This window comes from Sphingomonas sp. BK580 (assembly GCF_014194975.1).
Lineage (GTDB): Bacteria > Pseudomonadota > Alphaproteobacteria > Sphingomonadales > Sphingomonadaceae > Sphingomonas.
Map to the genome: position 1 here is coordinate 1 of NZ_JACIAY010000024.1, position 6968 is coordinate 6968.

At 60.7% G+C, this 6968-nt stretch carries 4 protein-coding genes; 2 read left to right on the forward strand and 2 right to left on the reverse strand.

The window, feature by feature from the left end; genetic code table 11:
* The first annotated feature begins 823 nt into the window (after positions 1 to 823).
* Entirely contained in the window at positions 824 to 2062 is a 1239-nt protein-coding gene (locus FHY05_RS22110; protein WP_183946682.1) for an SGNH/GDSL hydrolase family protein, read from the forward strand.
* Between the two features lie 149 nt (positions 2063 to 2211).
* Here the strand turns inward: FHY05_RS22110 and FHY05_RS22115 are convergent, their stop codons facing one another.
* Both FHY05_RS22115 and FHY05_RS22740 read right to left on the reverse strand, forming a co-directional pair.
* Positions 2212 to 3498 (reverse strand): glycosyltransferase family 4 protein, encoded by a 1287-nt coding sequence (locus FHY05_RS22115; protein WP_221191379.1) that lies wholly within the window; start codon positions 3496 to 3498, stop codon positions 2212 to 2214.
* Between the two features lie 31 nt (positions 3499 to 3529).
* On the reverse strand, positions 3530 to 3658 hold the full coding sequence (locus tag FHY05_RS22740; protein WP_260181781.1) for a hypothetical protein: 129 nt from the start codon (positions 3656 to 3658) through the stop codon (positions 3530 to 3532).
* A 1342-nt stretch (positions 3659 to 5000) separates the two neighbouring features.
* Here FHY05_RS22740 and FHY05_RS22120 point away from each other — a divergent pair.
* On the forward strand, positions 5001 to 6326 hold the full coding sequence (locus FHY05_RS22120; RefSeq protein WP_183946684.1) for a hypothetical protein: 1326 nt from the start codon (positions 5001 to 5003) through the stop codon (positions 6324 to 6326).
* The last annotated feature ends 642 nt before the right edge of the window (positions 6327 to 6968 follow it).

Sequence of the window (6968 nt, forward strand, 5' to 3'; positions counted from 1 at the left end):
CCGTGCCGGCCTCCTGACCCGGCCCAGAGCCTGAATCAGAAAACCGCGCCCGTGTGAATCCTCGATGATTCAGAAAGGCCGGAAACCGCTCTAGCAGATCGATAAAGCGAGTAGACGCCCAGCCATACACAAAACATGTCCAAAATTGCGCTTGTCTTCAGAGGCATTTCTGAATGAGTCCGCCTCATCGCAACCTGGCCGAGCAGCCGTCGAGGGAAGATGCGCGAACCGCCTGATCATGCTCGGCGCGCCACTGCTGATCGCCTGCTCGTTCTCGCCGTTCTCGGCGTGAAAATCGTCGCGGATCGGTCTGACGCCGATCAGGTAAGAGCTACTTTGAGTGAGCTTACGTGCGAAGCGGACCTCGCCAGGCGCAGATATTGCCAGCCCGATCACCGTCAGCGTGCGTAAGAGATCGATGCCATAACCAGGGAGAACTACCGTGCAAGCCGATCGACGCCCGCCGCGCGCGTGCCAGTTGCTGCTCCCGCCCTTGATGCTGGTACCCGCGCTGCCTGAATAGGAACGTGGTTCGGCGATAAGCCAAGCTGCGTTGCCCTGCCCAGACCTTTTCTAGGGATCCCTCGCCGTCGGTGTTCCGGCAGCGGATCTCCCGCCCGCGGCGCGTCGTAGAAGAAATGGAGTGGCCTAGGCGACGCCCAAACCGGCCAGCTTGACCAGGCCGTAACCAACAGAGGCGCCGACTTCGGCGTGAATCGCCGCCTGGAGGCGCAGAGTCGCTCAATCGATCAGCAGCTCAACGCAAAAAAGCTTCTGGCACTCTCCCCGCTTTTTATCGATAACTGATGAAGAGGAAGAAGATATGATGAACCTGCTCGTGCGGGTGGGTGCAACCGTGCTCGCCCTGTCCGGTGTCTCGCCGACGGCTGCTAAAACTGATGCGACGATCAAAGGCGATGAGAGCGCCCGCATCATCCAGGTCAGCTCGAGCAATGCGACCACCGCTGGCGCTTTGATAAGGAACGTGCCGACGTCGTCGGGCGCTCAGACTTCTCGCGCCCGCTCCCTATTGCCCAAGTGGCGCAAGGCGCTCAACGCCCTTCGTTCGGGCGGCACGACAAACATCCGCATCGCCTTTGTCGGCGACAGCAAGACTCGCTTCTACCCGCTCGCGGGTGGCGCGCCAAAGAGCAAGCCGCGCCGCGTCGGCGAGCTGCTCGCCAACGCCGGCTTTCCCACCATCACCGACACCTTCTTCGGTGTCGGCGGTGCGCGCACGATGGCCGAGGCGGTCTCCTACGAGCCGAAGTTGTCCGGTTTCTCGGGCTGGAGCGGCGGCGACGTTTCACTCGGTGGGGCGGCCTATTACTCCGGCGGCACCACGGCTGGCACGTTCACCCCAGCGAAGCTCGTCGACCGCGCGACGGTCTACTTCGTCCAGACCCCGGGCGCCGCGACCTTCAGGGTCACGAAAGGGTCGGAAACCTTCAATCTCAGCTCTAACGGTCCGGCGGCGCTCGGCAGGGCCGACGTGACCTTCAACACGAAGGATAACTCGCCGATCGCGATTGCTCGCACCGGGGGCGGAAACTTCAACTTCGTCGGCATGGCGGCATGGGATAGCGCCACTCCCGCGGTCGAGATCGCCAACTTCGGTGTCGTCGGCGTCCGCAGCGACTTCCAAGCCGACACCACGAACGCCTGGTCGCCCGGGAACGCCCTCGCGGCCTACGCGCCTACCCTAACCGTTATCAATCTCGGAACCAACGACCTCAACCAGGGCCAGCCGCTGGCGACTTTCCTCGCGAGCGAGTCGAAGATCATCGACAAGGCGCAACTCAGCGGGGACGTGATCGTGATATGGCCCGCCGTCGCCGGCAGCACTGCGGGCGGCGGCTCGGATGCAACCCGCGCCGTCTGGAAACCGCGGCTGCGCGCGCTCGCGGTCGCGAAAGGAGCGCTTTTCCTCGACGAGGAGGCGATGTTTGGTGGTCGCGTCGGGGCGCAGTCGGGGGGCTGGTTCTTCGACGACCTGCATGAGAACGCATCCGCGGCAAGTGCCGAGGCAAGCGCCATGATGCGGATCATCCTAAGTCAGTAAAGAGCGGCGAACCGTGCCCACCCGGCGCTCGCCATCTTCTTGCGTCTCCTCACACCGGTGAGCGAGTAACGCTTCTTTCCCAAGAAGGCGCCAGCCCAGGCTGGCAAGTGTTGGCGCGTGGGTCTCGGCGCAGATCAGCTCGGCCAGCCTCACACGCGCCTCGCCGCGTTGCCGATGAGGCCGTAGAGCGGGAGGATGGCGTCGATCATCGCCGGGATGCCGAACAGCCGATGCGCACGCTCAACATTGCGCGCCGCCATTTGTTTACGCAGCGTAGGGTCGCTCAGCCGCACGATGGCGTCCGCCAGCGCGCGCGGATCCTCGTGCGGCACGATAAAGCCGGTTTCGCCGTCGACGATCTGCTCAGTGGTGCCGCCGGTGAGCGTGCGCACCGGCACCAGCCCCGCTGCCATCGCCTCCACTGCACCGATCGCGAAACCCTCGAAGCGGCTCGGTAGCACGAACAGGTCGGAGGCCCAGAGCGCCGGGCGCACGTCGCTCATGAACCCGGCGAAGCGAAAGGCGGCCGCGTCCTCCGCGCCGTCGCGGGCGGCATAGGCGCCGATCTCACGCTCACGGTCGGCGCCCCCGCTGCCGACGAAAAGGCATCGCACCTTAAGTGCCGGCCGCTCGGCACGGAGCAGTCGCACCGCGTCGATGAGAATGTCAGGGCCCTTCACCCAGGCGAGCCGCGCCGGCAGCACGCACACTAGTTCATCGGGCTCGAAACCGAACTGCGCGCGCGCGGCGGCACCTTCGGCCGGTGAGGGCGGATAGAAATGGGCGAGGTCGGTACCCGCGGCTACCTTGGTGACGCGCTTCTTGTGCGGAATGCGGTGCTGCCGCAGGAAGCGCACTGACTCGTCGGACAGCACCACCAGCCAATCGGGGAAAAACAGGCTAAGGTAGAGTTCCTGCGCCGCGCCGAACTTGCGGTTAGCGTCACGACGCACCGTTTCCAGCCCGCCCAGCACCGACTGGTGGTAGGTGCCCACCAGCGGGACGCCGGTGAGCGTCGCCACCAGTTTGCCGAGACACAACATGCCTAGCCCGTGCGCGTTGATCGCGGCGATCCGCTTCTCCCGCACGTAAGCGACGACGCGGCGCACCAGTGACGGCGAGGGGAAGCGCCTCATCCCTTCGTAGACGTGCCACTCCTCCATGGCCTCCTCGAGCAGCATGCGCTTGCGCTCAGACGTGGCATCGGCGCGGACCGGACCCGAGATCAGATGGACGTGAACACCACGCCTCTTCAGCCCTGCGGCGAGCGTCTGGCAGTAAGTGGCGATGCCGTCGTTGCAGTTGATCACCTCGGTAAGGAACAGCACCCTGCTATCGGCGCCGGGCTCGGGCTGCACGGGGGCGGGAGACGCTGCGCTCATCAGATCGACTTCGTCGTGGCGGCGCGCGCGGTGCCCGGCCAATGCGCGAAGCACCAAGATATGCTGCCGCGGAGGGTCGCCAGAATCATCGCAGTACCTCGAGCTCGGTATTGCCGACATCCGGCTGCGCCTGATGGATCTCGACCTTCATCTTATCGATCCGCGCGAGCTGCTCGCGGGTGTCAAATTGCAAATCTGGTGCGACGGTCGCCATGGTGGCGGGGGTATAGCGTGTAACGATGAACGATTGAAGTGCCGCGCTGCCTCGATGTTTGGCAGAAGGAGCGCGCCCCAAATGCGCGAGGCATCCGGCACGTTGAAGGGGTTCGTTCAGGCAACCAAGCCATTCCCGCCGAGGGAGAGCGGGGCGTCACGCCGCGCCGCTTCGGGGATCGATTAGGCGCCTCTCGACCCGGGGCCTTGTTCTCACCGAAGCCGTCGCCGGCAGGCAGGCACGCAGGCACGCAGGCACGCAGGAGGTCGAGCCATCGAGACCGAGTGGCGTAGAGAGATCCTCGTCCGACTTTGATGCCGAAGGCGCTGGTCATCTCCCGACGCTTGTGCGCGCGCTCGCAGACGATGTTGTACGAGCCTCCTTCCTGCCAGACGGTCGAGACCTGAAGCGGGAGCTATCGACAACTAGAAGATCTGTTTCCGCACTTCTGGCGTTAATAGGCGAACGTCGATGTGATTAGATAATGAGAGGGAAGAGCACCTCGTGCTGGTGTTTAGCCTTAGATAAGACAAAATTTAAGAACACACCTTTTTTTTGCGAAAGTACTCATGTTCCGCTAATGTGTTACAAAAACTGAGCAGGTGAAGAAGATCCAGCGTAGGGATGCGTGACCTTCCGATGCCTACGAGACTCCATTTGATATATCATTCTGCTGTATTTTTCGCTTAAGGGCCAAGTACTAATAACTTCAATTAAGCGAACGTTTCTTCAAAACCTGGATCATGACTGTTAAGCTGATCACTGGTCGAGCCAGCCTGCAGTGCCTTCGCACAGGCGGCGCTGGCTTGGATCTATACACCAGGCAGCGGGACCTTTTGCCGCATGGCCGGCTGATGCGATCACAAGCGATATACGGTGAAAGGGAAAATGTGGCCTTTGAAAGGTCGACGAACGCATGCGGGCGCTTTATCCACTATCGCCAATATACGGCCGCTCCATGTAGTGGACATTCGCGTCAGACTGAGCCGACCTGGTCTTCAGGTCCGCCTGCCGAGGGAGTAACTCAACGATGCCACACCCATCGCCGGCAGCGGAAGTCCACCGCTCGCGACTACGCGATAAGTGGTGGCCTCTATCGAGATCCTTTTCAGATGCAGGCAGCGGCTGGTGGTTTGCCGTTACGCTGATGCTAATTGGCTTGGTGACGCCCCTAATGTTGGTCGACGTTCCTCCGTTAACTGACTATCCCAACCATTTGGCGCGAGCCATATTTCTTGCGTTTAGTTCCACCGATCCGACCATGTCGCAAATGTTTGCAGTGAAGTGGCTTGTTAGTCCAAATCTTGCCTTAGATCTGATTCTACCTCCCCTTCTTTATATAATGTCTCCCATTCTTGCTGGAAAGATATTGCTGTCGATCGCAGCGATAATGCCGGCAACTGGTGCAATTGCTCTGAACTGGGCATGTTATAGACAACGATCATATTGGACATTGGCGGTTGGCTTGGTAGTGTACAATTTACCGTTCCTGCTCGGCTTTATCAATTTCCAAATCGGGGTCGGCATAGCTCTTTGGGGAAGCGCCATTTGGATTTGGATGGCACGACGGCAGCCAGTCGCGGGCATCGGTATGGGCGTCCTTTTTGGATTAGCGACATTCTTCAGCCACCTGTTCGCATTTGGCTTCTATGCCTTGCTGATCGGTTGCTGGGAATTTGCCACTGTAGTTCAGCGTGGATGGAGGAGTCACGGCATAGTGCCGTTCGCCATCCGGCATCTGGGATCCGCCGCGATTGCGTTGATCCCACCTCTCATTCTCTATGTGGCTTCTCCACTGGCGGGAACAGAAGGAGCGGTGATCCGCAGGGGCTGGGCGACGAAGCTTTCGACGTTATCCGTGCCCGTTGCAGGGTATTCTCCCTTGCTGACCTACGGCATTCTAACGGCTCTAGGCGCTATATTCGCGGCGCTCCTCGTTACCCGGCGTCTGCAAATTGCGCCGTTCTCGCTCATAGCTTTTCCTTTACTGACCTTGATCTTCTTGGTATTGCCGACCGGGGCCAAAGGTGTCTACTACATTGACACCCGAATACCGGTGATGATGGGCTTTCTTCTTTTTGCAGCAACCCTCCCTCGCTTGCCGCGGCCGATTGGCGCTGCTGTAGCTCTCGCGATCGCGGCGCTGTTCGTCGTACGGATAGCACTCATCGGGCGCGTTTGGATCGATGCGCAGCAGGATGTTAGCGACGTTCGCGCCGTACTCGCCTCGGTAACGCCCGGCAGTCGCGTGCTTGCTGTTGATGCGTCGTCGAACAACTTGGATACGGCTATTCTTCGGTCTCGATTGATGGCTTATGGCTATCCGAACAGCTACTGGCACTATGCGGCACTGGCGTTTATTGATCGACGCGCCTTCTGGGCCGATGCTTTCACGCTTTACGGCCAGCAGCCTGTCATCGCTACGCCGCCGTACCAACAGTCGAGCAATCCCGGCGGATTTCCGATGCAGGATATCAGCGCGCTGGCCAGCCAGGATCCTCGACCCAAAAGCCAAAAACCGGAATACCTTACGAACTGGGAGACTAAGTTTGACTATATTCTTGTCATGAATGCTGACAGCGGGCGGAATTTGCCCACGACCGCCTGGGCCAATTTGCACCTCGTTTCGAGGCAAAGATTTGCGATGTTGTTAAAGGTAGTGAGATAGTCGATGCAGTAAGATCTTTCATCCTCCGCGGCCTGCCATAGGCGCAGCGGCTCTCGGCGATCATGGCTACGATGCGGACCGGTTCAGGCAGTCCAGGTCGGAGATCGCATGACGAGCCGGTCTAATTCGACAAGCGGCGCGCCCCACGCCACAGCCGCATCGAGATCATGTTCCCCTTTTGGAGGACTTGCGCGGCGTCGCTACGCGCTGCCAACGCTGCCCGGCCGTCTTCTTCTCTGCCGTCGCGCTCGCAGTCGCCGCATTTTTTACATACCAAATGAGGGTTAACGCTGGGCAACGTGCACCCTTGCAAAGCACCGATGCTGCAACCTCGGCTAGAAGTAGCATACAGGTGCTCCGATTTGGAACACTCGTTGCGCTCACTACAATCAACTTCCTTATTCTGCGCCGCAGCATAGGTTAAAGCAGCGCTGTTACGGGGAGTCGCCGATCCTTGCTTCGGCGGATGAGTGCGGGGGTGTGTCGATGTTGGCTGGATCTGAAGGGTCGGCGCTGCGGGCGCGGCCCGAGCGTTCGGACGTGTCGCCGCTGCCGGCGGAGCTGGCGATCGTGGTGCCGGTGTACAATGAGTCGCGCAACGTGCCGCTGCTGGTCGCCGCGCTCGACGCGGCGCTGGCGGAC